Source organism: Micromonospora echinospora (genome assembly GCF_900091495.1).
Taxonomy (GTDB): Bacteria; Actinomycetota; Actinomycetes; order Mycobacteriales; family Micromonosporaceae; genus Micromonospora; species Micromonospora echinospora.
Window position 1 is genome coordinate 2,092,969 of the sequence record NZ_LT607413.1, and the last position, 22,984, is coordinate 2,115,952.

Genomic DNA, 22,984 nt, shown 5'->3' on the forward strand with positions numbered 1-22,984 from the left:
GGAAGTGGCGACGGGTTCCGGGACACCGTCGCGGGACCCGGATCCACTGCGGACACGACGAGGGCGCGGCTCCCCGTCCCGGCCTGTCGCCGGGGCGGGGAACCGCGCCGCACTGTCACACCGAGCGACGGTGCAGGCTCGACCGGAGCCGGTCCTCCACCGCCGCCACGCCAGGCGGTTCAGCCGCGGCCGAACGCCTCACGCCTGGTGCCGCCGACGAAGGCGAGCCAGTCACCGGGGGCGAACACCAGGGCAGGCCCGGTCGGGTCCTTCGAGTCACGGACCCCGACCGCCCCGGTCACGAACGCCACCTCCACGCAGTTGTCGCAGTTCGGCCCGCTGCGCGAGCTCTTGAACCACGATGCGTGCGTCAGGTCCGCGGGGACCCTCTTGGTCGCCATTTCCACAACGGCTCCTCTGCCAGTTCTGCGATGTGTGCGATGGACGCCTCCGGTCGCATGGCCTGGGTTCGAATCTGGTCGAAGATGTAGTTGTAGCGCTGGAGTTCGTCGCTCTTCTCGAGGAAGAGCCCGCCCATGGCATTCTCCGCGTACACCACATCCGGATCACCGGGCTCGGGGAAGTCGAGGATCGTGAACGAGCCGTCCATGGCCGCATGAGCCCCGACGTGGAAGGGCAGCACCTGGATGGTGACGTTCGGCAGCTCGGCCAGTTCCACCAGCCGGGCCATCTGCGCACGCATCACCTCGTCACTGCCCACCGGCCGGCTCACCACCGCCTCATCGAGCACCACCCAAAGATCGATCGGAACGTCCCGGGTCAGTAACGAGTGGCGGTTGGAACGGACACGCACCCGTCGCTCCACCTCGTCGGCGGGCATGTCCGGACGGGCCAACTCGATCATGGCTTTGGCGTAGTCGGCGGTCTGGAGCAGTCCCGGCACCACCTGCTGCTCGTACGCCCGCATGGACCCGGCGGCGTCCTCCAGTCCGACGTACGCCCCGGAGAGCACCGAACTGAACGGGTGCCACCAGCCCCGCTGGCGCGCCTCCCGGGCGATCTGCACCAGCTCCTCGCTCTCGGCCTCCGACACCTCGTAGATCGCAAGCATGTCCCGCACGTCGCGCGGGGTGACCGAGGTGTGGCCGGTCTCGATGCGCGAGACCTTCGACGCCGAGCACTCCAACCGGTCGGCCACCGCCTCGATGGTGATCCCCGCGCCCTCCCGCAACCGGCGCAGTTCCGCGCCGAGCCGCCGACGCCGGATCGTCGGACTCCGGCGCTCACTCACCGGGTCGCCCCCTTCCCCACTGCCGTACGCCCCGCCGACTCGCTCCGTCGGCGCGGTGTCCCGGTCCGCGTCGTACGGCGTCGGGGCTCGCAAGCACTTCTCGCGCTCACCGGGGTACCTCCGGTCGATCGCGCCCGTACTGGCTCGCCCGCCGAGGGCGCGACCGTCGACCGGCGGGCGATCGTTCGCGGCGGGGGATGGTTGCGGTCATCAGCCGGCCGCGGCGGCAAAAAACCGGCGTCCAGTGTGCCGGTTCCCTGACCACGGCATCAAGCGTCGACGATCGAGGGCGCCCGGCGGGCCGAGCGTTCAGGTATTGGCAAAAGTCGACGTGCAACTTGCATGTCTCCGGCCACTGGTGCAGTCTGTCCGCATGGCTCGGGTTACGCACCGTTTCGATCTGGCTCCGCAGCGCGGTCGGCGCGTCGCGGACGGACGAGACGGATCCCACCCGACCAGGACAAACAGAACCGCCTCCGGGGTTAGGACCTCGCCGCTGGACGCCTGTCGGCTTCGGCGGCGGGAGCGGTAACCGGAAGCACCCAGGTGTTGGTCGGGCGCGAGTCGCCACCGCGAATCGGCCCGACCAGCCCACCTCACCATGCCGGTCCGCCCCAGCGGCACCACCGCGTCCGGGCCGGCCTCCCGTTCATGCCTCCCGCCGGCCCGTTCGCCGGCCGATCCCTCACAGGAGCCGATGTGCTTCCCCGCTCTGGTGACGTACTGCACGTGACTCGTGCGGCGAGTGTGCAGTTTCGCCGGTCGATTCTGTTCCGCGTGATCCGTGTGTTGGACTGGCCCGCCTTCGACGGCTGGCTCTGGCTCGACGGCTACGAGCTGAACGCCGCGGGGGACGCGGTCAGCCGAAGGTCGATCTTCGTGCAACGCGCCGGTCTGGTGCGGGTGCAGGCCGCGCCCGACCCCCGGCCGCACACCGTCCGGACCGCCCGACGGCCCGCGACCCGGACCCCGGTCCGCGTGGGCTGAGCTGCGCGTTTGCGGGGTACGGGGTGGGCGGCGCCGATAGACTGGACGGGCCCACCCCGGCAGGTGAGACCCCGCACGTCCCGGACCCTGACCCTGGGATGACCATGCTGAACCGCACCGCTGTCCGTCGGCGTTCCCTGTCCCGTGTCAGCTACACCGTCGGTCTGCTCGTCCTGATCGGCACCGTGACGGCGCTCGTCGTCGTGGTCCGGGTTCCGGCCCACTCCACCACCCGACCGGCTGCGCCGCCTCCGCCGGTCCCGTCCGCGTACGGCGAGCCCCCGGCGGTCGACGGCGGACACCTGGAACCGACGGGCAAGCGGCCCGGGACGGGTGGGGGGCAACAGGCCGACGGGTTCTCCCCGTCCACCGGGTCGGAGCCGCCGGACGGCCCGGCCACCGAGGCCCGCCCCCTGGCCCGGGCACCGGGTGCCGGACCGGGCACACCGGGCGACCCGACGGAGACCCTCCACCGGTCCCTGGTCCTCTCCGGCCTGCTCGGGCTGACCATCTCGCTGACCGGCCTGGTCATGGTGGGGTCGCGCCGCCGGATGTGGTGACCGCTCGTCCGGTCGCGCCGGCGGTCGGAGTGCGGCTGGCCCTCGGCGTGGCACTCGGGGTGCGGGCCGGCGTCGGAGAGGCACCCGACGGACGGGACGCCCCGCCGTCCTCGGAGACGACCAGGGTGACGTCGGTGCCGACCGGCACGCCCTCACCCGCCTGCGGCTCGGTCCCGATCACCGTCCCGGACGGCCGGTCCGACCGGCGCAACTCCGACCGGTAACCCAGTCCCAACCGGTCCAGCGTGGCCTCGGCCACCGACCGGGGCAGCCCCACCAGGTCCGGCATGGGAACCCGGGCGGGACTGGTCGCCGCCCCGGTGCCCGGCGGGGTGGGCGGTCCGGTCGTCGTCGGCACCGCGCTGGGTGAGGGCAGCGGCGCCGGCGGCGTTCCGCTCCGGACGATCAGCCACAGGCCGACACCCAGCATGGCGAGGACGGCCAGCGCCACCGAGGCCACCAGGATCGGCATCCACCATCGTCGGTCGCCCGTCTCCTCGACGTACCACTCGCCCGGGGCCTCCGGGTGCCGGGCCGACCTCGGCGGCGGAACCTCGGCCCGACCGGACCAGGCGGCGGTCGGCGGTCGCGCCCGGTTGGGCCCCCCGGCGGGCGTCGACGGTCCCGCCATCGGTTCCCGGTGCCCGACCGGTGCCCCCTCCACGCCGTTCCGAGGACGCCCTGGCGGTGGACGGCCCTCCGACGGTCGTGAACCATTCTCGGGGACCTTTCCGGTCCACGGCTCCTGACGGTCGTCGCCCATGGCACGTCCCTCCCGGCCGGGCGGACATCCGGCCCGCAACACCCCGAACTAACTGCTTAACGCCGACAAGTCGCGAAAGGTGGGGGTACGACAGGTCGCCGGACGGGCCGCGGGACGTTACGCTGCCCGGCATGGCCGTACGGGGCTGGGGAGGAACGCCGGCGACCGCGTTCGGTATCGCCGCCGGTACGGGTGCCGCTCAACTCGGCTTCGGGTACGGGCTGGGCATCGTCAGCTGGACGCCCCCGGACCCGGGAGTCGACGGGTCGGCCGGGACACTCTGGGCGGCGAGCCTGGGCTGGGCCACCTGGATCGCGGCCACCTCGACCATCGCCGGAGCGGTGGGGGCACGTCGCCTGGCCCGGCGGCCGACCGTCGGCGCCCATGCCCGGAACCGCCGTCCGGGCGGTGTCCCGTCCGCCCTGGCCGCCGCTCTCGGCGCGCTGGTGACCGTGCTGCTCGTGGCGGTGCCGGCCCGCGCGGCCGTCCCGACCGACACGACCGCGCCGCAGACCATGGCCGCCGCGTACACCGGGGCGGGCCTGCTGGTCGGGTTCCTCGTCGCGATCTGGGCCCAACGCTCGCCCCCGGTTGCGGCCAACATCTTTGCCAGCATCGGCTGGCTCTGGACGCTCGCGGTGGTCGCGGTCGTCGACGGGGTGCTCGCGGGTCGCGGGATGGTCAGCGCCCAACTCGGGTTCTGGCAGCTCGTCACCGACCGTCCAGGGATCCGGGCCGATGATTACCTCTCCTGGCTGGCGGTGGCGCTGCCGCTCGGCTCGGCCCTGGTCATCGGCGCACTGGCGGCGCGGCGAGCCGCCCGGTCGACGTACCGACGCGTCGGGGCGGCGGCCTCCGGGGCGGCGGGGCCGCTCCTGGTCGCCGTCGCCTACCTGCTGACCGTTCCCCGGCTGCCCGAACTCCGCGCCGAGCAGCTCACCGCGCAGTTCGTCGCCGCGTACGCGGTGGTCACCGGGATCGCCGGCTCGGTCCTGGTCGCCGCCCTGGCCCAGCGACGGGACGCGGCGACCGCCGCCACGGCGACCGGCCCCGCAGGCGATGCCGCAGCGGACGCCGACGCCGATGCGACCGGTGCCACGGCTGCCGACGTCGCAGCGACCGATGCCGCGGCCACCATCGACGTGACCGGTGCCGAGGTACGCACCACAGCGGCGGATGACACCGGGACCACCCCGGTCGCCGGCACCGCGCTCCCCGCCGACGGCCCGGCCCCGGGCGACCCTGCTCCAGATGCCGCCGAGGTCGGGACCGGTGCCACCGGGGTCGGAGCGGACTCCCCCGCCGACCCGGCGGCGGCCCCTGCCGCCGACGCCGGCACGCCGCGCCGTCGTGCCAACCGGTCGACGTCGAGAGTGCCCCGGCAGCGCCGGGAGGAGTCGACCACCGGCGCGGAGTCCGGCACCGGGGCGGCCGGGTCGACCGAAGCCCCCGGCGAGTCCCTCGTCGAACCCGGTCCGGCCGGACCGGACGACGACTCCCGCACGTCCCCCGCCGCCGGAACGGCTACGGAGCCCCGGGCGCGGGGCCGCGCCGCGACCCGGCGGCCCCACGACTGACCGGCGCGACTCAGTCGACCGGCCAGGTGTGCACCGGCTCGTTGGTGCGTTGCAGTTCGGCGTAGCGCCGGACCATGTGGTGCAGCGCCGCGTCGCGGTCCATGCCCCGGTGCCGCTCCGCCGCCCAGACCGTCTCGGTCTGCCAGACCGCACCATTACGGCCGGTCCGGCAGCGCTGCTCGATGATGCCGAGCAGCCGGTCGCGCTCCGCCGGGTCGACACCGAACCGGTCCAGGCCGGTCGCCGCCTTGGGCAACAGCACGTCGAGCACCAGCTGGCTCACCGGCACCTCACCCAGGCGTGGCCAGTGCAGCACCGCGCCCATGCCGCGCCGGGCGGCGGCGTGGAAGTTCTCCTCGGCCGAGCTGAACGTGAGCTGACTCCAGATGGGACGGTCGGACTCGGCTAGGCCGCGGGCGAGCCCGAAGTAGAAGGCGGCGTTGGCCAGCATGTCCACCACCGTGGGACCGGCGGGCAGCACCCGGTTCTCGACCCGCAGGTGCGGGCGGCCGTCCATGATGTCGTAGACCGGCCGGTTCCAGCGGTAGACGGTGCCGTTGTGCAGGCGCAGCTCGCTCAACTCGGGAACCCCACCGGTGTGCAGCACGTCGACCGGGTCCTCGTCGTCGCAGATCGGCAGCAGCGGCGGAAAGTACCGGACGTTCTCCTCGAACAGGTCGAAGATGGAGGTCACCCACCGTTCCCCGAACCATACCCGGGGGCGTACCCCCTGGGCCTTCAGTTCGTCCGGCCGGGTGTCGGTGGCCTGCTCGAAGAGGGCGATCCGGGTCTCCGCCCAGAGTTGGCGGCCGTACAGGTAGGGCGAGTTCGCCCCGACCGCGACCTGGACCCCGGCGATGGCCTGGGAGGCGTTCCAGTAGTCGGCGAAGCTGTCCGGGGCGACCTGGAGGTGGAACTGGAGGCTCGTGCAGGCGGCCTCCGGGGCGATCGAGTCGGTGTGCGTCTGCAACCGCTCCACACCCCGGATGTCGAGTTCGATGTCCTCGCCCCGGGCCCCCACGATCTGGGCGTTGAGCACCCGGTAGCGCTCGTCGGTGGAGAGGTTGTCGGCCACCAGGTGCCGCTCGGTCAGGGTCGGCAGGATCCCGACCATGACGATGGTGGCGTCGGACCTCGCCGCCCGTTCACCGGCCCGGTCCAGGCTGCTCCGCAGGTCCTTCTCGTAGTCGGTGAAGCCCTGCCCGCCGATCAGCCGGGGGTTGGCGTTGAGTTCCAGGTTGAAGCGGCCCAGCTCGGTCTGGAACAGCGGATCGGCGATGTCGGCGAGGATCTGGTCGTTCCGCATCGCCGGCTCCGCCGCCGAGTCGACCAGGTTGAGTTCGATCTCCAGTCCGGTCATCGGACGGTCCGCGTCGAAGCCGAAGTCGTCGAGCATCAGCGCGAACACGTCCAGACATCGTCGGACCTTCTGCCGGTAGCGGACCCGGTCCTCTCGGGAGAAGGCGCCCTGCGCGACGTCTCTGCCCATCTGTCCTCCCGGCGCGAGGCGCAGTCGACCCGGTCCGAGGGGACGGCCGGCGACGGCGCGTTGTGAAGTTCCACGTTAGGAGCGCCGCCCACGCCGGCACCAGCGGTTGCGACCCGTGCTCGACACGGGTCGCTGCCCTGGCCCGGCGGGAAGGCGTCCGCCGTATCCCTACCCGGTTCCGGTCGGTACGGCACAGGACGATCAACGAGCAACCCGTGACAAATCGCACCCGCCCCGCCGCACCCGACCCGGCCCTCCGGTACGGTCACCCTACCTTCTATCCACAGGCATTGATGCCTTGGAGTCGCCCGAGACGTTCCGCCCGACCGCGTCCGACCAGCGAAACACGATCCACTTGTGACCTTGGTCCAGCATGGTGGTGTCGCGCGACGAAATGGCCGCCTCCAGGCGTCCAGTGGGTGCCGGCGCCCGGATCGCCAACCCGGGCCACCCGGCCAGTTAATTGCATTAACAGCTATCCGCTACGCAGAATTCTCCTAGTCAATGACTGATAGGATGCCCGAGTGACCAAGAACGTCTTCGACGACCCCCGGATCACCGCCGTCGGCCTTCTCGTCGAGGCACATGCCGGGCTGTCGACCCGATTCGCCACGCAATACGAGGAAAACGGCCTTTCCGCTGTCGAATTCGAAGTGCTCACCCGACTCGCCCGGTCCCCGGGAAACCAACTGAGGATGACCGATCTGGCCGCACAGACCTCGCTGTCGACCAGCGGTGTGACCCGGGTGGTGGACCGCATGGAACGGGACGGTCTGCTCTGCCGCCGGGCCTGCCCCTCCGATCGTCGCAGCTCGTACGCCGTGGTGACCCGGTCGGGCCTGGACCGGCTCAACGAGACCCTGCCCGGCCATTTGAAGATCATCGAGCAGTGGTTCACCGGTCAGCTCGAACCGCAGGAACTGGAGGCGCTGCTGCACGCCCTCCGCAAGGTCCGCGACGCGGTGCACCCGGGTGCCATCGCAGGCAGCCAGGCCGCCGATACCGGCGACGAGGAAACGGCGGATTCGGAGCATTCCGTTGTCCGTTCCGGACGGCGGCGCTAGCGGAACTGCGGCGGTCGCACGGTCGGTGGCAGCGGGGGCGCGCACCGGCAGAACGACCGGCAGAATTGACCGACGCCCACCATTTTCCCGGAGGAAATGGACAACCGCGTCGAAGGGTCCCGGCTAACCTTCCTTCAGCGGGGATACCGGGGGGTGACGGCGCGAGCGATGAGCGAGGGGTAGCACCACAAAGGGGGCTTCTTCGCTCGCGCCTTCCCGGACGACCACCACCGACCAGCCGAAACCGCACGACGACCGGACACCGGACCGGCCGGCGGCGCACCCCGCCTCAGTAGCGGGCCACCGTCAGGGCGTAGAGCAACGCCTCCTCCTGCGGCAGCAGCCGGATCCCGTTCTCCCGGCAGACCGTGTCGAGCCGGTCGAGCAGTGTGCCGTCGCCGGTGCTCGCAGCCAGCCCGACCAGCGCCTCCACGGCACCGCGCCGGCCCCGGCCGACCGCCTCCGCCGCTGCCGCGAACCACTCCGCCGCCACTTCCCGGTCGCCCCGGTGCAGCGCGATGGTCGCCTCCAGGAGCGCGGAGAAGCCGTCCTCGACGCGGTCGGGGCCCCACTGCGCCGGCACGGTCGCCCGGAGTTCCGCCAGCACCTCACCCGCCTCGGCGAACCGCCCGTCCTGCGCGAGCGCGAGCCCCACCGTGCCCAGCGCCCGGCGGCGGTGCCCCGGCTCGCCGAGTTCCACGAGTGCCGCGAGGGCCCGCCGCCCGTGCTCGACCGCGTCGGCGTACCGGCCCTCCAGTCGGGCCACCTCGGCCAGGTCCGTCCGGGCCAGCACCCGGATCCGCTGCTCTCCGCACTGGCCCGCCAACCGGTCGACGGCAGCCAGCCGTCGCCGTGCCCCGGTCAGGTCACCGGCCCGGACGTCGTGCCAGGCCAGGCTGCGCTGGGCGACGGCCATGTCACGTGGCCGGTCGTGTCGCCGGGCCATCGTCAGCGTGGCTTCCGCCTCTTCGCGGGCCTCGTCGTGTGCGCCGACGCAGATCAGGAGCGTGCAGAGGACGCCCCGCGCGTCCAGCTCCCCGGCCACGTCCCCGAGACGTCGGAAGACCGCGAGCGCGTCCCGGGCCGCCGGGACGTCCACCGGGTCGACACCGTGCACCGCGGTGAGCCGGGCCAGCGCGAGTGCCGCCGACGCCCGTACCGCCGGTTCCGCGTCGGCGGTGCGCGGATCGGCCAGCAGCCGGCGGAGCCACTGCCGCCCCGCCCCGTCCCGCCCGCGCAGTCGCAGCCAGCGGGACAGACCCGCGGCCAGGCGAAGGGCGGTGTGCGGGTCGTCGCCGGAGGCGTGGCTGAGGGCGGCCACGATGTCACTGGTCAACTCGTCGAGCCGGTGCAGCGCACCGATCATCGTGGGGCCGGTCAGCTCCGGCTCGGCACGAGCCACCAGCCGCAGGACGATCTGCGCATGCCGGCGGCGCACGTCGGTCTCCTCGCCGGCCGCCACCAGCTGCTCGCTGGCAAAGTCCCGCACCGCGTCGAGCAGCCGGAACCGGAGCGACCCGGTGCCCCGGACGCTCAGCAGGCCGAGTTCGAGGAGGCGGTCGAGCAACGGCACCGGGTCGGTGGACGGCGCCGGGCCGTCCCCGGCGAGCATCTCCTCGGCCAGGCCGACGGACCACCGGTTGCGGAACGCGGCGAGGCGGCGCAGCGCCGCCCGCTCGTCCGGTGCCAGCAGGCGGTAGCTGGTGGCGACCGCCTCCCGCAGGGTCACCGCGACCGCCTCTCCGGGGTGCGGGGGTGGAGCCAGGTCGAGGACCCGGTCGCCGTACCGGTCGAGCAGTTCGTTCAGGTCGAGGATCCGGCCCCGGGCCGCCATCAGCTCGATGGCCAGCGGCAGGCCGCCCAGGCGACGGACCAGTGCGGCGAGGGCGGGCAACTCCTCCGGGGCGGGTGGCTCCCGGCGCACCTGCGCCAGGCGGGCGGTGAAGAGCCGTACCGCCGGATAGCCGGCCAGGACCTCGGGGTCCGACCCGGTCTTGTCGTCCGGGGGCACGTCGAGCGGGGGCACCGGCCAGACCCGCTCACCGGGCAGGCCGACCGGGTGCCGGCCGGTGGCGAGCACCCGCAGCTCGGGCAGGGCCCGGGTGAGCTGGTCCAGGGCCTCGGCCACCGCCTCCGGCGCCCGTTCCACCGCGTCCACCAGGAGCAGCGCCGGAACGCCGGTGAGCCGGGCGACGAGGTCGGCCGGGCCGGTGACGCCGAAGACCGCCGCCGCCGCCGAGAGCACGCAACCGGCGTCGGAACCCTCACCGACCAGCACCCCGGCGATCCCGCCGGGATACCGGTCGGCCACCTGCCGGGTGACCGCCAGGGCGAGCGCGGACTTCCCGACCCCGGCCAGCCCCACCAGACTCACCAGGGATGTCCGGTCACGGCACAGCAGCCGGGTCAGCTCGGTGAGGTCGTGGGCCCGACCGATCAGGTCGACCGGGGGCGGCAGGTCCACGGACAGTCCGCAGAACGGGTCGGTCTCCTCGGACCCGGAACGGGCCACCGGCACGGAGGGCGTCGGGGCGACTGCGGCCGGAGCGATCCCGGCCGGCGACAGCACGGCCGCCGGCGGGGCGGCCTCCTCGGACGGTTCGGCCGGCACGCGGCCACGGGCGGCGGCGCGGAAGGCGGCCCGATCCGGACCGCTCAGCGCCAGGGCCTCGGCGAGCAGGTCGACGGTGGTCCGCTGGGGTCGCGACGACCGGCCTCGCTCCAGGTCACGAACGGTGCGTACGCCGATTCCGGCCCGGGTCGCCAGCTCGGCCTGGGTGAGGCCGGCGGCGAGCCGGTGCCCGCGCAGCAGTGCCGGCAGGACGGCGTCCCCGGCCGAACTCCGCGAACGACCATGATCGGGAGTCATGGGCAGGAAGAGTACGGACAGGGTGCGACGTTCGACAGCCGACCGTCGTGCTGCCGACCGAGGGTCACCGGATATCCGACAGTGGCACTGATCTGATCAGCGGAGGTCCCGGAACGACTCGCGGCGACGCACCGGGACCCGGCCGCCCTGCGGCGCTGGTACGCAGCCGACAGCGGCGGCCGAGCCGGTAGCGGGCCGTTCGCTCACATGCCCAGGTCGCGGGCAATGATCATGCGCTGGACTTCGCTGGTGCCCTCGCCGATCTCCAGGATCTTGCTGTCCCGCCAGAACCGGGCGACCGGGTACTCGTTCATGAAGCCGTATCCGCCGTGGATCTGGGTGGCCTCCCGGGCGTTGTCCACCGCGACGGTGCTGGCGTGCAGCTTCGCGATGGCCGCGTGGCGCTTGAACGGCTCACCAGCGAGCATCCGCGCCGCCGCGTCGTAGTACGCCAGGCGGGCGGTGTGCGCCTTCATCTCCATGTCGGCGATCTTGAACTGGATCGCCTGGTAGTTGCCGATCGGCTGGCCGAACGCGTGTCGTTCCTTCGCGTACTTGACCGACTCGTCGACGCAGCCCTGGGCGAGGCCGACGGCGAGCGCGGCGATGGCGATCCGCCCCTCGTCGAGGATCCGCAGGAACTGGGCGAAGCCCCGGCCCCGCGCGCCGAGCAGGTTCTCCGCCGGCACCCGGCAGTCGTCGAACGTCAGCTCGTGGGTGTCCGAGGCGTTCCAACCGACCTTGGAGTACCCGGGTGCGACGGTGAACCCGGGCGTGCCGGACGGGACGATGATCGTCGACAGCTCCTTCGCGCCGTCCGGTCGGGTGCCGGTGACCGCGGTGACGGTGACCAGCGCGGTGATGTCGGTGCCCGAGTTGGTGATGAACGCCTTCGAGCCGTTGATCACCCACTCGTCGGTCGACTCGTCCAGCACCGCCCGGGTCTGGGTGCCACCGGCGTCCGAGCCGAAGCCCGGCTCGGTCAGCCCGAAGCCGGCCAGCGCCTCGCCGCTGAGCAGCTTCGGCAGCCACCTGCGCTTCTGCTCGTCGGTGCCGAACCGAAAGATCGGCATCGCGCCGAGCGAGACCGCCGCCTCCAAGGTGATCGCCACGCTGGAGTCGACCCGGGCCAACTCCTCCAGGGCGAGGCAGAGCGCGAAGTAGTCGCCGCCCATGCCGCCGTGCTCCTCCGGGAAGGGGAGCCCGAACAGCCCCATCTTGCCCATCTGGCGGATCACCTCGTACGGGAAGGTGTGCCGCTCGTAGTGTTCGGCGATGACCGGCGCGACCACGTCCCGGGCGAAGTCCCGGACGCTCTCCCGCAGCGCCTCTTGCTCATCGGTGAGCCGGAAGTCCATGGGTTCCTCCTGAGTGGACGGGCTGCCGGGCGCTCGTGACGCCGGATGCAGCGGGGTCGTGCCGACGCCGTGGCTCAGACCGGGGTGACGCCGTGCCGGCGCCGGGAGAAGTGCCGCTCCTTGCTCCGCGCGGCGGTGAACCGGCGGACCAGCTCGGCCCGCAGTTCGTGCGGCTCGACGATCGTGTCGACCACGAGCTCACTGGCGAGCCGGACGATGTCGATGTCCCGCTCGTACTCCGCGCGCTTCGCGGCGACGAAGGCGGCCCGCTCGGCCTCGTCCTCGATGGCGGCGATCTTGTTGGCGTAGACCGCGTTGACCGCGGCCTCCGCGCCCATCACCGCGATCTTCGCGGTGGGCAGGGCGATCGTCGCGTCCGGCTCGAAGCCGGGGCCGGCCATCGCGTAGAGGCCCGCGCCGTACGCCTTGCGGACCACCACGCAGATCTTCGGTACGGTCGCCTCGGAGATCGCCGTGATCATCTTGGCCCCGTGCCGGATGATGCCCTGCTTCTCCACCGCGCTGCCGACCATGAACCCGGGCACGTCGGAGAGGAAGAGCAGCGGCACGTTGAACGCGTCGCAGAGCTGCACGAACCGGGTCGCCTTGTCGGCCGAGTCGACGAAGAGCACGCCACCCTTGAACATCGAGTTGTTGCCGACGACCCCGACGACCTCGCCGTTCAGCCGGCCGAAGCCGATGGTCAGTTCCCTGGCCCAGAGCGCCTGGATCTCGAAGAAGGAGCCGTCGTCGAGCAGTCCCTTGACGTACCGGCGCATGTCGAACGCCTGCCGCTCGCTCGCCGGCACCAGCGCGGCCAGGTCGGCCTTGGCCGGTGCCTCGACGGCCGGCGCGGCCGGCGGCGCCTGCGTCCAGTTCGCCGGCAGGTACGACAGGTAGCGCTTGACCACGTCGAGCGCCTCGGCCTCGCTCTTGCAGAGGAAGTGGCCGACGCCGGACTCGGCGCAGTGCACCTTGGCCCCGCCCATCGCCTCCAGCGTGGTCTTCTCCCCGGTGACCATCTCGACCATGCGGTCGGAGCCGAGGTACATGCTGGCGTTGCCCTCGACCATCGCGACCACGTCGCAGAACGCCGGGATGTACGCGCCACCGGCGGCGCTCGGCCCGAACAGCGCGCAGACCTGCGGGATCGAGCCGGAGGCGCGGACCTGGTTCCAGAAGATCTTGCCGGCGCCCCGCCGGCCGGGGAAAAGTTCGACCTGGTCGGTGATGCGCGCGCCGGCCGAGTCGACCAGGTACACCATGGGCACACCGGTGTCGTACGCCCGCTCGATGATTCGGATGATCTTCTCGACGGTCCGCGCGCCCCAACTCCCGGCCTTGACCGTGGAGTCGTTCGCCATCAGGCAGACCTGCCGCCCGTCGATGGTGGCGGTGCCGGTGACCACGCCGTCCGCCGGCAGGCCCTCGGCCATCGCGTTGGCGTAGAGGCCGTCCTCGACGAAGGACCCCTCGTCCACCAGGAGCGCGACCCGCTCCCGGGCGAAGAGCTTGCCCTTGGCCGCGTTGGCCGCATGGTACTTGTCCGCGCCGCCGGCCCGGGCCCGCTTGCGGAGCTGCTCCAGTGCCTCACCGTCGAGCGTCACGCCGACTCCCTCGCCGCGTTGCGGGCCCCTGGCCCCACCGACCTGAACGATCGTTAGGCTATCCGATCCTCGCCCCTTCCGGCGAATCTGCTACGGCGACACGGGCGAGTCCAGCGACCGGTCGCCACGATCCACTCCATTCCGTCGAACCGGTGGCCTCCGGTGGTACGGGATGGCGCATCATCGGCGAAATGGAGTGGATCATCCAGGGGGTCGTTCAGGGAGTGGTCAGGCGGGACCGGGGGCCGGCGCGGAGGACACCGGAGGGGAGCTGTCGTCCGACGAGTCGCTCGGCCAGCTCCGCCACCTCGATCAGGGCGTCCAGGTCGATGCCCGTGTCCACACCCATGTCGTGCAGCATGTGCACGGCCTCCTCGGTGGCCAGGTTGCCGCTCGCCCCCGGCGCGTACGGGCAGCCACCGAGACCGCCGACGCTGGCGTCGAACTCGGTCACCCCGAGTTCCAGCGCGGTCAGCATGTTCGCCAACGCGGTGCCCCGGGTGTTGTGGAAGTGCAGCAGCACCGGGATGTGCGCGTTGCGGTCGCGCACCTCGGTCAGCAGTTCCCGGACCCGGCGCGGGGTCGCCATGCCGGTGGTGTCACCGAAGGCCACCCGGTCCGCGCCGTCGCGGACCACCCGGTCGACGATGCCGGCCACCCGGCGGGGGTCGGTGTCCCCCTCGTACGGGCAGCCGAAGCTCGTCGCCACGATCACCTCGGCCTGCGCGCCCGCGCCGTGCAGCAGGTCGATCAGCTCGGCGATGTCGTCCAGCGACTCGTCCGTGGAGCGGTTCACGTTGCGCCGGTTGTGCGTGTCGCTCGCCGAGACCACCACCTCGATCTCGTCGAAACCGGCGGCGAGGGCACGCTGCGCGCCCCGGGTGTTCGGCACCAGCGCCGAGTAACGCACCCCCGGCGCCCGCGACGCCCGCTGCCACACCTCGTCGGCGTCCGCCATCTGCGGGATCGCCTTCGGGTGCACGAAGGACACCGCCTCGATCCGCCGTACGCCGGTGCCGGAGAGTGCGTCGAGCAGCCGTACCTTGGCGTCGGTCGGGATCGGTTCCTCGTTCTGGAGCCCGTCGCGCGGCCCGACCTCGCGGATCGACACGGAGTCTGGCAGTTGGCTCATCGGTCACCTCACTGTGACGTGGGTCTCTGGTCCGTCCGGTGCCCGCACCGACCGGGTGGTGGCGACACCGCCGGGCGCCGGTCACCGTCCCTCGCGGGACGAGACTCCGCCCGGCACCGGGACGACGTCCCTCCCAGGGAAGCAGAGCCGGGCGGCCGGTGCCAGCCGCCCCGGCCGCACGCATAGCCGAGGTCGTCGGAGCCGGCTCGCACCACACGTGCGTCCCTCACCCGATCGGGTTAGCCCGTCCGTCGCGTCTTCTCCGCTGCTGCGCCGGATCGGTCCACCGCAACGGCCAAGCCGAGTCGGCGTGATGGATCGTCTCGGTGATGGTCGATAGGTTGGGTCACGGCGTGATGGCCGGCGCCGGAGTCCGGCACCGACCATCCGTACGCCTCCGGGATCAGCGCTGCGACGGTCCTTCCAAGAGCTCAGCAGCGCACCGGAATGTGGTCGAGAGGGCACCGGCGCTGGCGCTGATGTCCTCTCGGCCCGACACCGTGGCGACCACCACTGCGGCGTCCGCCCACAGGGAGGCCACCCGCAACCTCCGGACCGTTCGGTCCCGGGTCGTCGGGCGACGTCCCGCGTCGTCGTCCATCCACCGTCCTTTCGTTGGTCCTTCGTTGCCGGGCCGGTAGGCGGGCGCATTTCCGGCGGCCCGGAGAACCACTCGGCCGCGCCGTCCCCTGCCCGCTTCTCCAACGATCAACGGGCCGGCCGGTGCCCGTCGGATAGCCGGATGACGAGGACTTTTCTGGCCGGCTTTTCTGGCCGGATCCGTTGCCGGCAAAGCTGATCCGCCTACCGGGGGAACGCCACGTGTCCTATCCGGACGGCTTCTCGGCGGCCATTTCCCGACGACGGGCACCATCGGCCGCAGTCATTGCTGCGAGGAGGTACAAATACGGTCCGAGTCATGTGCTCTTGGAAGGACCGACATGACGAACGACAACGGCGTGCCGCCCGGGCGCCGGCGACGGCACCGGCTGACCGACCGTGACCGGCTCGCCGAGCAGCTCACCCGGCACTGGGGCGACAGCGAGGTGGCGGCCTACGCGCTGGCGGTACGGGACCTGGTGGAACAGCACGTCCGGATCGGGCCGGTCGACACCTGGCGGCGGGCCGCCGTCGAACTCGCCTGCGCCCAGGCCCGGCCACACGGCGAGCAGGCGGTCCAGCGAGCCGGAAAGGACGAGAGCAACCTACGACGGCTGCGCAAGAAGCTGTCGTGGAACTTCGGCGTACGCAGCCGGGGTCCACGCTGGCCCCTGGTGGAACTGCTGGTCCGGCACCTGGTTCCGGCCGAGGAGCAGCGGGAGACCCGGATCCGGCTGGCCGACCTGCACCGGGCGGCCCGGGGCCGTTACCCGAAGGGTTTCCGCCCGGACGTCCTCGGCCCGGTCGAGGTGCCGGCCGCAGAATCCGGCGAGGCCGTCCTGGTCGAACTGCTCGAACGGCAGAAGGCCGAACTCAGGGATCGGCTGGACGCCAGTCAGGCGGAGAACCTGCGGCTCCGGGCCGATCTCGCGCACCTGACCGACCGCCTGTGGCAGGTCGAGCCGCCGTCGGACGAGGTGGGCCGCAGCTCGCCGCCGTCGTTGCGGAGCAGCCGGAACGAGGGGCACTTCGGCCACCCGACCGGGCTGGACGGAGACCCTCCGGTGCGCCGGAAACCGAGCCGGGCCGACCTGGTGGCTCCCCGGTCGTCCGGCGCCGCCGGGGTGACCTTCTGGTTGGAGGGTTTCGGGCACGACGGGCCCCGGAAGACCGCTGGCCCGGTCGACCGCCACACCCCGTCGCCACGCCCGACCGACCGCTTCCCGCAGCCGGGAACCGGGCGGACCCCCGCGCCGAACACCGCTTGGCGTCGGCCACCGGCTTGAGGGCGGCCACCGGCTTGAGGGCGGCCACCGGCTTGAGGGCGGCCACCGGCTTGAGGGCGGTCACCGGTCCCCGGCGGGCGAGCGGCCCGACCGGGGAACCGGTGACCTGTCGGCACGACCGGTTCGGTCAGCGCATGCGCCCGACGATGCCGGTGTCGTAGTCGCCGGAGACGAACTCGGCGTTCTCCAGCAGTTCGGCGAAGAAGGGCAGGTTGCACTTCGGGCCGACGACCTCGAAACCGGCGACCGCCGTACGGGCCCGCTCGATCGCCTCGGCCCGGTCCGCGCCGAAGACGATCAGCTTCGCCATCAGGGAGTCGTAGAACGGGGTGACCGTGTTACCGGCGACGTAGCCGGAGTCGACGCGGACGCCCGCACCGGTCGGCTCGGTCCAGGTGCTGACCACCCCCGGGCCGGGCAGGAAGCGCTTCGGGTCCTCGGCGTTGATCCGCAGCTCGATGGCGTGCCCGCCCGGGGTGAGCGCGTCCGGGTCGAAGGTCGGCGCGAGGCCGGCGGCGACCCGGAGCTGCTCCTCGACCAGGTCGATGCCGTAGACCAGTTCGGTCACCGGGTGCTCGACCTGGAGTCGGGTGTTCATCTCCAGGAAGAAGAACTCGTTCGAAGCGGGATCCAGGAGGCACTCGACCGTGCCCGCGTTGCGGTAGCCGACCGCCTCGCCGGCGCGGACCGCTGCGGCGAGGAACCGTTCCCGCAGCTCCGGGGAGACCGCCGGGGAGGGGGACTCCTCGACCAGCTTCTGGTTGCGCCGCTGCACCGAGCACTCCCGCTCGCCGAGGGCGACCACCCGGCCGTCGGCCAGGCCGAGGATCTGCACCTCGACGTGGCGGACCCGGGGGAAGTACCGCTCGATGAGCACCGAGCCGTCGCCGAACATCCGCTCGGCGAAGCTCCGCACCTTGTCGTACTCGGTGCGCAGCGCGGTCTCGTCGGTCGCCACGCCCATGCCCATGCCGCCGCCACCGGCTGCGGCCTTGACCATGACCGGGTAGCCGATCTCCGCCGCGGCGGCCACCGCCGCGTCGAGGTCGGCCGCCGGGTCGGTGGTGCCGGGCGCGACCGGAACGCCGGCCGCCGCCATCAGGTTCCGGGCGTTGATCTTGTCGCCCATCGCGGTGATCGCATCCGCGCCGGGTCCGACCCAGATCAGCCCGTTCTCCTCGACCGTACGGGCGAAGGCGGCGTTCTCCGACAGGAAGCCGTAGCCGGGGTGGATCGCCTGCACGCCGGTGGACTTGGCGGCGGCGAGGATCGCCTCGACGTTGCGGTAGCTCTGGGCCGGGTTGGCCGGTCCCACGCACACCGCCTCGTCGGCCTCGGTGACGAACGGGAGTCCCGCGTCCGCCTCCGAGTGGACCGCCACCGTCCGGATCCCGAGCCGCTTCGCGGTACGGATGATCCGGCGGGCGATCTCGCCGCGGTTGGCGACCAGCAGCGACTCGATCATGTTTCCTCCAACGTCCTGGGGTGGTGGACGTTGTCAGGAAACCACGTACCGGCCGTCTCCTACGAGTCGGTGCGCGCGAGCAGCGCGCCGAGCGTCGCGCCGCGCAGCAGCTCGGCCCGGCGGTGCCGGTCCACCTCGCCGCCGAGGAAGGGGGTCGAGTTCATCAGGCCGAACGCGGCGTGGGCGAGCACCCGGGCCTCCCCGTCCGGCAGGCCGGGGTGGAGCGTGGTCAGCACGTTCACCCACTCCTCCACGTAGAGGCGCTGCAACCGGCGGATCGTCCGCCGGGGCTCGTCGGGGAGGCGGTCCAACTCGTTCAGGTGCAGCGCGATCACCGCGGGATGGGCCAGCGCGAAGTCCACGTGGAAGTCGATCAGCGACTCCAGCACGGCACGCGGGTCGTCGGGGTGACCGCCGGCCCGTTCCCGGCCACCGGCGAGCAGCCCCTCGCTGACCGGGATGAGAGCGGCGGCCAGCATCGCCTCCTTGCCGGCGAAGTGGTGGTAGAGGGCCGGCCCGGTCACCCCCGCCGCCGCGCCGATGTCGTCCATCGAGACGCCGTGGTACCCCCGGGCGGCGAAGAGGCCGACCGCGATGTCCAGGATCTCGTCCCGGCGGGACCGCCGCCGGCCCGTGCCCGTCGTGCCGTTCGTCCCGCCGCGCGCCGCCTGTTGCTCCACCGTCACCCGGCAAGCGTAATCCGATGTCAACCGCCGGCGGATCCGCCGGTTCACCCGGGCCGGCGGCGTGGCTGGCCACGAGCCGGTCCCGCCCCGCCGTGGCTGTCCCCCCGGCCGTGGTGCCGCCGGCCGGGGGACCGTCACGGGTTGAGGCCGCCGGGCTGGTCGCCCCGGACGACGGGTGCCCGGACCAGGTTGCCCCACTCGGTCCACGATCCGTCGTAGTTGCGCACCTGCGGATAGCCGAGCAGGTGCCGCAGCACGAACCAGGTGTGGCTGGACCGCTCGCCGATCCGGCAGTACGCGATGACGTCGTCGTCCGGGCTCAGCCCCAACTGGTCGGTGTAGATCGCGCGCAGCTCCTCGGGGGACCGGAAGGTCCCGTCCTCGTTCGCCGCCGACTTCCACGGCTTGTTCACCGCGCCGGGGATGTGCCCGCCGCGCAGCGCGCCCTCCTGCGGATAGTCCGGCATGTGCAGCATCTCGCCGGTGTACTCGCCGGGGGACCGGACGTCGACCAGCGGCCGGCCGGCCGCCACGTGCGCCATCACCTGCTCGCGGAACGCCCGGACCGGCGCGTCGTCCCGGGTGGGCACCGGGTACTCGGCCCGGGGCCGGGTCACCTTGTCCCGGGTCGTCTCGCGTCCCTCGGCGATCCACTTCTGCCGTCCCCCGTCGAGCAGGCGGACGTCCCGATGGCCGAACAGGGAGAAGACCCAGAGGGCGTACGCCGCCCACCAGTTGAAGTTGTCCCCGTAGAAGACCACGGTGTCGTCCCGGCCGATGCCCTTGGCGGCGCACAGCTCGGCGAAGCTCTTGGCGTCGAGGTAGTCCCGGGTGACCTGGTCGTTCAACTCCAGGTGCCAGTCGATCTTGACTGCCCCGGGGATGTGGCCGGTGTCGTAGAGGAGCACGTCCTCGTCGGACTCCACCACGACCAGGCCGTCGGTGCCCAGGTGTTCGGCGAGCCACTCGGTGGTGACGAGACGCTGCGGGTCGGCGTACGACTGAAGACGGGGGTTCGGGTCGCTCGGCACAGCCATGAGCCCCAAGGTACGCCCGATCCGGACGAACGGCGCGGAAACAGATCCGCCCGTGGTGCGCCGGCTCGGCCCGCCGGTGCGCCGGTTCAGGCCCGCCGGTGCACCAGTCGCCCGGCGACCACGGTGGCGACGCACCGGCCGTCGTCGGTCAGGACGGCCAGGTCGGCCCGCCCGCCCGGGGCCAGCGTCACCGGCCGGGTGTCGGCCAGCACCGCCACGTCACTCCGCTCGACCACGGCCCGCAGGCCGGGCTCGTCGATCTGGGCCGCCAGCACGGCGGTCACCCCGAGCCGGAACAGCGCGTGCACCCGTTCCCGGGGGGTCGCCGCCGGCGGGAGCGGGCCGGGGTGCACGCGGCCCGGTCCGAGCGTGCCGGCCCAGCGCCGTACCCGGGCCCCCGGGTGTGCCCCGAGCACGTCGTCGACCGGCCCGACGGCGGCGATCCGGTCCCCGCTCACCACGACGGCCCAGCCCGCCACCGGTCCACCGTCGGAACCGTGTCGCAGCAGGGTGGCCGCGTGGATGGTGGTCGCCACGACGTCAGTCCGCGATCGGGCCGAGCTGCGGCCGCTTCGCCGTCACGAGGTCACCCGAGGACCGGCCGGTCAACCGCCGCCTGATCCACGGGGCCAGGTGCCGGCCGGCCCAACGCAGGTCGGCCGCGCGGGCGGCCAGCCACGGCGTCGGCTCCGGATGCGGGGGTACGAGCAGCCACTCCTCGTCGCAGCCGACCCCGAGCGCGGTCAGCACCTGCCCGGCCACCCGCCGGTGCCCGGCCGCCGACAGGTGCAGCCGGTCGGTGCTCCAGAGCAGCGGATTGAGGTAGGTGTCGTCGGCGTACAGGTCGACCAGGATCGCGCCGTGCCGCTCGGCGGTCTCACCGACCGCCCGGTTGAGCAGCTGCACCCGGGGCGCGACCATGCGCTGGCCGGGCAACCGGGCCATCACGTCGGCGAACCGGAACAGCAGCACGTCCGCGCCGTCGGCCCGCAACTGCCGGACCATGTCGTCGAAGCGGCTGACCAGCGCCTCCGGGTCGAAGCCGCGACGAAGCACGTCGTTACCGCCGGCCGCGAAGCTGACCAGGTCCGGGCGCATCGCCAGCGCGGCGGGCACCTGGTCCGCCACCACCTGCGGGAAGAGCTTGCCCCGGACGGCGAGGTTGGCGTAGCGGAAGTCGGGACCGGCCTCGGCGGCGAGCCGGGTGGCCACCAGGTCCGCCCAGCCCCGGTAGGTGCCGTCCGGGTACGCGTCGTCCATGCCCTCGGTGAAGCTGTCTCCCACCGCCACGAAGCTGCGCCAGCGCACGTCGTCCCTCCCCGTCGTCCCGGTGTCGTCGAGTCCCGGTGTCACAGCGGCAACCAGTCTCGCACCGTCCGTACCGGGCACGGCATCGACGTGGGCCCGAACGTGGGCCACCGCACCCGACAATTCGGATGGACGGGCCGACCCTCCGTCGTACGCTGCGCCCATGATGTTGCGGATGTCGACCCTGCTGCTGCGGACCCTGCGGGAGGACCCGGCGGACGCGGAGGTGCCGAGTCACCGGCTCCTGCTGCGCGCCGGCTACGTCCGCCGGGCCGCGCCGGGCGGCTACACCTGGCTGCCCCTCGGCAAGCTCGTCCTGGACCGGGTCACCGAGATCGTCCGGTCCGAGATGACCGCGATCGGCGGCCAGGAGGTGCACTTCCCGGCACTGCTGCCGGCCGAGCCGTACCAGGCCAGCGGGCGGTGGACCGAGTACGGCGACGACATCTTCACCCTGACCGACCGGCGCGGCGCGCCGCACCTGCTCGGCCCGACCCACGAGGAACTGGCCGCGCTGCTGGTCAAGGACCTGTTCACCTCGTACCGGGACTTCCCGGTGACGCTCTTCCAGATCCAGACCAAGTTCCGGGACGAGGCCCGGCCCCGGGCCGGCCTGCTGCGCGGGCGCGAGTTCCTGATGAAGGACGCCTACTCGTTCGACCTGGACGAGTCGGGCCTGCGCGAGGCGTACGCCCGGCACCGGGCGGCGTACCAGCGGGTCTTCGACCGGCTGGGGCTGGAGTACACCGTGGTCACCGCGATGTCCGGGGCGATGGGGGGTTCCGCTTCGGAGGAGTTCCTCGCCGCCACGCCGGTCGGCGAGGACAGCTACGTCGCCTGCACCACCTGCGACTACGCGGCCAACACCGAGGCGGTGACCACGCCCGCCCCGCCGGCCGGCGACCCGGACGCGCACCCGCCCGCCACCGTCCACGACACTCCGGACACCCCGACCATCGCCGCCCTGGTCGACCTGGCCAACACCCGCCGCCTCGGTGGCCGGGACGACTGGACCGCCGCCGACACGCTGAAGAACGTCGTGCTCTCGGTCCGCCGTCCCGGCGCGGACGAGGCGGAACTGTTGGTGGTAGGGGTGCCCGGGGACCGCGAGGTGGACCTCAAACGGGTCGGTGCGGCACTGCACCCGGCGACGGTCACCGTCTTCGACGGCTTCGCCGACCGGCCGGAGCTGGTCCGGGGCTACATCGGCCCGCAGGTCATGGCGAAACTCGGGCTCCGCTACCTGGTCGACCCCCGGGTGGTGCCCGGCACCGCCTGGCTGACCGGGGCCAACGAGCCGGGCCGGCACGCGGTCGACGTCGTCTGTGGCCGCGACTTCGTCCCCGACGGCACGGTCGAGGCGGCGGACGTACGCCCCGGCGACCCCTGCCCGGCCTGTCCGGACGGGCAGCTGAGCATGCGCCGGGGCATCGAGATCGGGCACGTCTTCCAGCTCGGTCGCCGGTTCACCGACGTGTTCGCGGTGGACGTGCTCGGTCCGGCCGGCAAACCGGTCCGGCCGCTGATGGGCTGCTACGGCATCGGGATCTCCCGGCTGGTCGCCACCATCGCCGAACAGCACCACGACGAGCGGGGACTGTGCTGGCCGATGGCGGTCGCGCCGTGCGACGTACACCTGGTGGCGGCCGGGAAGGGACCGCAGCTCGACGCGGCGCTCGACCTGGGCGGACGCCTCGCCGCCGCCGGCCTGCGGGTGCTGGTCGACGACCGTACGCACGTCTCGGCCGGGGTGAAGTTCACCGACGCCGAGCTGATCGGCATCCCGCGCACCGTGGTGGTCGGCCGTCGTCTCGCCGACGGGTACGTGGAGCTGCGCGACCGCGCACGCGGCGACCGTACGGAGCTGCCGGTGGTCGAGTTGACCACCGCGCTCACCGGACTCGCCGCGATACCGCCCGACCTGGTGTAGCAACGCCGCCACTG

At 72.7% G+C, this 22,984-nt stretch carries 19 protein-coding genes; 6 read left to right on the plus strand and 13 right to left on the minus strand.

Annotation, left to right across the window (positions count from 1 at the left end):
- Positions 1 to 179: 179 nt before the first annotated feature.
- Both GA0070618_RS09570 and GA0070618_RS09575 read right to left on the minus strand, forming a co-directional pair.
- Positions 180 to 401 carry a DUF397 domain-containing protein gene (locus tag GA0070618_RS09570; RefSeq protein ID WP_088981329.1) on the minus strand — a complete coding sequence of 74 codons (222 nt, stop codon included), beginning with the start codon at positions 399 to 401 and terminating at the stop codon, positions 180 to 182.
- Positions 371 to 1,252, minus strand: a complete 882-nt coding sequence (locus GA0070618_RS09575; protein WP_088985408.1) for a helix-turn-helix domain-containing protein — start codon at positions 1,250 to 1,252, stop codon at positions 371 to 373. Before GA0070618_RS09575 ends, GA0070618_RS09570 begins: the two co-directional genes overlap by 31 nt.
- 699 nt (positions 1,253 to 1,951) lie before the next feature.
- Here GA0070618_RS09575 and GA0070618_RS09580 point away from each other — a divergent pair.
- Together GA0070618_RS09580 and GA0070618_RS09585 are read left to right on the plus strand one after the other, a co-directional pair.
- A complete protein-coding gene (locus tag GA0070618_RS09580; RefSeq protein WP_088981330.1) occupies positions 1,952 to 2,239 on the plus strand; it encodes a hypothetical protein in 288 nt (95 codons plus the stop codon).
- Positions 2,240 to 2,337: 98 nt separating this feature from the next.
- Positions 2,338 to 2,799, plus strand: coding sequence for a hypothetical protein (locus GA0070618_RS09585; RefSeq protein ID WP_088981331.1), 462 nt, complete (start codon positions 2,338 to 2,340; stop codon positions 2,797 to 2,799).
- Here GA0070618_RS09585 and GA0070618_RS34600 read toward each other — a convergent pair.
- On the minus strand, positions 2,768 to 3,271 hold the full coding sequence (locus tag GA0070618_RS34600) for a PASTA domain-containing protein (protein ID WP_231931677.1): 504 nt from the start codon (positions 3,269 to 3,271) through the stop codon (positions 2,768 to 2,770). The two genes, GA0070618_RS09585 and GA0070618_RS34600, sit on opposite strands and share 32 nt — an antisense overlap.
- Positions 3,272 to 3,693: 422 nt before the next feature.
- On the opposite strand from GA0070618_RS34600, the gene GA0070618_RS09595 reads away from it, so the two are divergent.
- Entirely contained in the window at positions 3,694 to 5,139 is a 1,446-nt protein-coding gene (locus GA0070618_RS09595; protein WP_197701738.1) for a hypothetical protein, read from the plus strand.
- 10 nt (positions 5,140 to 5,149) lie between these two features.
- Here the strand turns inward: GA0070618_RS09595 and GA0070618_RS09600 are convergent, their stop codons facing one another.
- Positions 5,150 to 6,628, minus strand: a complete 1,479-nt coding sequence (locus tag GA0070618_RS09600; RefSeq protein WP_088981333.1) for a glutamate--cysteine ligase — start codon at positions 6,626 to 6,628, stop codon at positions 5,150 to 5,152.
- 524 nt (positions 6,629 to 7,152) lie between these two features.
- On the opposite strand from GA0070618_RS09600, the gene GA0070618_RS09605 reads away from it, so the two are divergent.
- A complete protein-coding gene (locus GA0070618_RS09605; RefSeq protein ID WP_088981334.1) occupies positions 7,153 to 7,692 on the plus strand; it encodes a MarR family winged helix-turn-helix transcriptional regulator in 540 nt (179 codons plus the stop codon).
- Positions 7,693 to 7,981: 289 nt separating this feature from the next.
- On the opposite strand, the gene GA0070618_RS09610 is transcribed toward GA0070618_RS09605, so the two are convergent.
- The 4 genes from GA0070618_RS09610 to GA0070618_RS09625 form a co-directional block, all read right to left on the minus strand.
- Positions 7,982 to 10,561, minus strand: coding sequence for an ATP-binding protein (locus GA0070618_RS09610; protein WP_088981335.1), 2,580 nt, complete (start codon positions 10,559 to 10,561; stop codon positions 7,982 to 7,984).
- Positions 10,562 to 10,764: 203 nt separating this feature from the next.
- The gene (locus GA0070618_RS09615) at positions 10,765 to 11,919 is read right to left on the minus strand and encodes an acyl-CoA dehydrogenase family protein (protein ID WP_088981336.1); all 1,155 of its coding nucleotides are present in this window, start codon (positions 11,917 to 11,919) and stop codon (positions 10,765 to 10,767) included.
- A 74-nt stretch (positions 11,920 to 11,993) separates the two neighbouring features.
- Positions 11,994 to 13,526 (minus strand): acyl-CoA carboxylase subunit beta, encoded by a 1,533-nt coding sequence (locus GA0070618_RS09620; RefSeq protein ID WP_088981337.1) that lies wholly within the window; start codon positions 13,524 to 13,526, stop codon positions 11,994 to 11,996.
- A 217-nt stretch (positions 13,527 to 13,743) separates the two neighbouring features.
- Positions 13,744 to 14,658 (minus strand): hydroxymethylglutaryl-CoA lyase, encoded by a 915-nt coding sequence (locus GA0070618_RS09625; protein ID WP_088981338.1) that lies wholly within the window; start codon positions 14,656 to 14,658, stop codon positions 13,744 to 13,746.
- A 941-nt stretch (positions 14,659 to 15,599) separates the two neighbouring features.
- Here GA0070618_RS09625 and GA0070618_RS09635 point away from each other — a divergent pair.
- On the plus strand, positions 15,600 to 16,544 hold the full coding sequence (locus GA0070618_RS09635; RefSeq protein WP_088981340.1) for a hypothetical protein: 945 nt from the start codon (positions 15,600 to 15,602) through the stop codon (positions 16,542 to 16,544).
- A gap of 127 nt (positions 16,545 to 16,671) precedes the next feature.
- Here GA0070618_RS09635 and GA0070618_RS09640 read toward each other — a convergent pair whose 3' ends face one another.
- From GA0070618_RS09640 to GA0070618_RS09660, 5 genes are all read right to left on the minus strand, one after another.
- Positions 16,672 to 18,009, minus strand: coding sequence for an acetyl-CoA carboxylase biotin carboxylase subunit (locus GA0070618_RS09640; RefSeq protein ID WP_088981341.1), 1,338 nt, complete (start codon positions 18,007 to 18,009; stop codon positions 16,672 to 16,674).
- Positions 18,010 to 18,068: 59 nt separating this feature from the next.
- Positions 18,069 to 18,695 (minus strand): TetR/AcrR family transcriptional regulator, encoded by a 627-nt coding sequence (locus tag GA0070618_RS09645; RefSeq protein WP_172900274.1) that lies wholly within the window; start codon positions 18,693 to 18,695, stop codon positions 18,069 to 18,071.
- A gap of 134 nt (positions 18,696 to 18,829) precedes the next feature.
- Positions 18,830 to 19,732 carry a sulfurtransferase gene (locus GA0070618_RS09650; protein WP_088981342.1) on the minus strand — a complete coding sequence of 301 codons (903 nt, stop codon included), beginning with the start codon at positions 19,730 to 19,732 and terminating at the stop codon, positions 18,830 to 18,832.
- An 86-nt stretch (positions 19,733 to 19,818) separates the two neighbouring features.
- Positions 19,819 to 20,268 (minus strand): imidazolonepropionase-like domain-containing protein, encoded by a 450-nt coding sequence (locus GA0070618_RS09655; protein WP_088981343.1) that lies wholly within the window; start codon positions 20,266 to 20,268, stop codon positions 19,819 to 19,821.
- A gap of 4 nt (positions 20,269 to 20,272) precedes the next feature.
- Positions 20,273 to 21,040: an SGNH/GDSL hydrolase family protein gene (locus GA0070618_RS09660; protein ID WP_088981344.1), complete on the minus strand. Its 768-nt coding sequence runs from the start codon at positions 21,038 to 21,040 to the stop codon at positions 20,273 to 20,275.
- A 163-nt stretch (positions 21,041 to 21,203) separates the two neighbouring features.
- Between GA0070618_RS09660 and GA0070618_RS09665 the strand changes: the two genes are divergently transcribed.
- The gene (locus GA0070618_RS09665; protein WP_088981345.1) at positions 21,204 to 22,970 is read left to right on the plus strand and encodes a proline--tRNA ligase; all 1,767 of its coding nucleotides are present in this window, start codon (positions 21,204 to 21,206) and stop codon (positions 22,968 to 22,970) included.
- The last annotated feature ends 14 nt before the right edge of the window (positions 22,971 to 22,984 follow it).

Excerpts from the sequence above, each read along its gene's own strand:
- GA0070618_RS09585 (WP_088981331.1), top strand. The coding sequence starts at position 2,338 with ATGACCATGCTGAACCGCACCGCTGTCCGTCGGCGTTCCCTGTCCCGT.
- GA0070618_RS09600 (WP_088981333.1), bottom strand. The coding sequence starts at position 6,628 with ATGGGCAGAGACGTCGCGCAGGGCGCCTTCTCCCGAGAGGACCGGGTC.
- GA0070618_RS09665 (WP_088981345.1), top strand. The coding sequence starts at position 21,204 with ATGATGTTGCGGATGTCGACCCTGCTGCTGCGGACCCTGCGGGAGGAC.
- GA0070618_RS09615 (WP_088981336.1), bottom strand. The coding sequence starts at position 11,919 with ATGGACTTCCGGCTCACCGATGAGCAAGAGGCGCTGCGGGAGAGCGTC.
- GA0070618_RS34600 (WP_231931677.1), bottom strand. The coding sequence starts at position 3,271 with ATGCCGATCCTGGTGGCCTCGGTGGCGCTGGCCGTCCTCGCCATGCTG.
- GA0070618_RS09610 (WP_088981335.1), bottom strand. The coding sequence starts at position 10,561 with ATGACTCCCGATCATGGTCGTTCGCGGAGTTCGGCCGGGGACGCCGTC.
- GA0070618_RS09640 (WP_088981341.1), bottom strand. The coding sequence starts at position 18,009 with ATGATCGAGTCGCTGCTGGTCGCCAACCGCGGCGAGATCGCCCGCCGG.
- GA0070618_RS09650 (WP_088981342.1), bottom strand. The coding sequence starts at position 19,732 with ATGGCTGTGCCGAGCGACCCGAACCCCCGTCTTCAGTCGTACGCCGAC.
- GA0070618_RS09595 (WP_197701738.1), top strand. The coding sequence starts at position 3,694 with ATGGCCGTACGGGGCTGGGGAGGAACGCCGGCGACCGCGTTCGGTATC.
- GA0070618_RS09635 (WP_088981340.1), top strand. The coding sequence starts at position 15,600 with ATGACGAACGACAACGGCGTGCCGCCCGGGCGCCGGCGACGGCACCGG.
- GA0070618_RS09570 (WP_088981329.1), bottom strand. The coding sequence starts at position 401 with ATGGCGACCAAGAGGGTCCCCGCGGACCTGACGCACGCATCGTGGTTC.
- GA0070618_RS09625 (WP_088981338.1), bottom strand. The coding sequence starts at position 14,658 with ATGAGCCAACTGCCAGACTCCGTGTCGATCCGCGAGGTCGGGCCGCGC.